Annotated in this window: 1 protein-coding gene; it reads left to right on the top strand. The window is 64.6% G+C overall.

Translation table 11 applies throughout. From position 1 onward, the window contains the following. The coding region (locus ACQKIP_RS44410; protein WP_427745591.1) for an RHS repeat domain-containing protein at window positions 1-2,630 on the top strand (2,630 nt) is incomplete at its 5' end. Window positions 2,631-2,804: the final 174 nt, after the last annotated feature.

The following is a 2,804-nucleotide window of genomic DNA, read 5'->3' as shown; positions in this document are numbered from 1 at the left end:
CAGCTGTCATCCCGCCAAAGGGAGGCACCGCCACCACTGTGGTGAGCGATGCCCGGGGCCGTACGACCGAACGGCTGCAGTACACCGACACCGAGCGCACCAAGGCGCAGAAGACCTTCTACGAGTACGGCAAGTTCGACGAGCCGGAGAAGGTCACCGACCCGGCCGGCAATACCTGGACGTATGCCTTCGATGCCCGCGGGCAGCAGGTCGAAGCCGACGACCCGGACAAGGGTCTGACCAAGACGGTCTACGACAAGCTCGGCCAGGCCATCTCCACCACGGACGAGCGCGGCATCACCCTGACCACCGACTACGACACGCTGGGCCGGAAGATCGAACTGGCCAAGGGCGGAACGCTCCTGTCGAAGTGGACCTACGACACCGTCGCCAAGGGCCAGCCCACCGCCAGCATCCGCTATATCGATGGCAAGGAGTACCGCTCGGCCACCGACTCCTATGACGACCTCTACCAGCCGAAGTCCAGCACCACCACGATCCCCGAGAGTGCGGGAGTGCTGGCCGGCACCTACACCTGGACGTTCGGCTACAACACGTACACCGGCCAGCAGGAGTGGATCAAGCATCCGGCGGTCGGCAACCTTCCCAGCGAGCGCCAGACCACCGTCTACGGTGAGGGCAACCTCCCGCAGAAGACCACCGCCGGCTCCATCACGCTGGTCAACGCAACCTCCCACGACGTGTTCGCACGCCCAGTGCGCACCGAGTTCGGCACGCTCGGCAAGAAGGTCTACAAGAGCCAGGTCTATGACGAACACACCGGCCGCATGACCCGCCAGACCACCGACCGCGACACCGCCCCCCAGCGCATCGACGACACCAGCTATGCCTACGACCCGGCGGGCAACGTCACCGGCATCACCACCGCCAGCGGTCAGGACGAGACCAAGTCCACTGATCGGCAGTGCTTCACCAACGACGCCCTGGGCCAGCTCACCGCAGCCTGGACCGCCAAGACCGACTGCAGCAGCGCGCCTTCGGCGGGCACGGTCGGCGGCCCGGACGCCTACTGGCAGTCCTATGAATACGACGCCATCGGCAACCGCACCCAGCAGACGGACAGGCTGACCGAAGCCACCACCACCTACACCCAGCCCGAGCCCAAGACCGGGCTGCCGCACGCCGTGCAGGAAGCCACCGTCAAGGGCGGCCCCGACGACGGCCAGAAGAGCTCCTTCGACTACGACGAGGCCGGCAACACCAAAAAGCGCACCATCGGTGACCGCACCCAGGACCTCACCTGGGACGACGAGGGACACCTCGCCACGCTCACCGAGGCCGGCAAAACCACCAGCTACCTCTACGACGCCGCCGGCGACCGCATGATCGCCAAGGACCCGGACGGCAGCCAGACCCTCACCCTGCCCGGTGACAACGAATTGAAGATCACCAAAGCCGGCGCCAAGGAAGCCACCCGCTACTACACCCACGAGGGCCAGACCGTCGCCGTCCGCACCAGCAAAGGCTTCTCCTACCTCCTCTCCGACCACCAAGGCACCTCCATGGCAGCCGTGGCCATGACCACCCTGGCCGTCACCCGCCGCAAACAACTGCCCTTCGGCCAGACCCGCTCCAAGAACGCCGAAACCCTCCCCGGCACCCGCGGCTTCGTCGGCGGCACCGACGACCCCACCGGCCTGGTACATCTCGGCGCACGTGAATACGACCCGGTCCTGGGCCGCTTCCTGTCCGTCGACCCGGTCATCGACGTCGACGACCCCGCCCAGATGAACGCCTACTCCTACGCCCACAACAGCCCGCTCACCAAGTCCGACTCCGACGGCCTGCGCCCCATGGGCCCCACCGACCACGGCAAGTCCGGCGACGCCGCCTGGGGAGCCAACCGGGGTATGTACGCCGGCTATAACTACCGCAACGGCAAATGGGTCTGGAAGCAGACCCCCCGCAAGGGCAAGGTCTTCCGTCAGCGCTACACCGCCTACCGCGCCAACCCCTCCCACTACATGATCGACGACAAGTACGCCCGCGCCGAGGTCCGCGCCTCAGCCATCGCCCGCGCCAAAGCCCAGGCCAAGGCCCGCGCCGAAGCAAAGCGGAAAGCCGAAGCCCAACGTCGTAAGAAGGACGGCATCTTCGGAAAGATCGCGCGCGGCATCGCGAGCGGGGTGAAGATGGGTCAGGGGCAAACAACTCCGCTTGGAAAAGCTGTAGCAATTGCTGCAGAAGTTGGGTTCGAATTGGGCGACTACAACAACTCGACAGGCGTGTGCGGCAGCGCATCGGGAGGACTCGGAATCGGCGGGGGTGGAGAGTTTTGCCTGATAGCGGTGCGGGGCAAGGACGGCAAGCGCAGGTATGGCTGGTCGAGATCCATGGACTGGGGCAGCGAAGGCTTTAAGCTGGGCGGATCGGTGAATTTCGGTGTCATGCGGAGCAACGCTGACGATATATCGCAGTTCGCTGGCATGGGGCATGACGCCGGCGGATCCGCCAACTTTGGCCCAGGCTTGTACGGGAACCATGAAACAGCCATAGGGACACGGAACAGCAGCGGAAAGCAGGTTAGTTCTATCGAGTACGGGTCCGGCTGGGGATTGGGGCTGGATGCGTACAACGGGTTCAACCGCACCTGGAGTGGTTGGTTCTAGTCACCAGCACTCAGAGTCGGGGAGGAAGGTATGATCCTCCCCGACTCGTCCCTCATTTACTGGAGTTACCGTGCTTGAGCTGTCCCAATCCGCCAGTGACGCCAGCAGCGGCATATGGATGCTCTATTGCGGGGCTGCATTGATCATCCTCATGGGCTTCCTGTTCTTGGTGAA

This window comes from Streptomyces sp. NPDC059900 (assembly GCF_050270335.1).
Lineage (GTDB): Bacteria > Actinomycetota > Actinomycetes > Streptomycetales > Streptomycetaceae > Streptomyces.
Note: the sequence above shows the minus strand (reverse complement) of the source record. Positions and strands in the feature narration are given on the sequence as shown.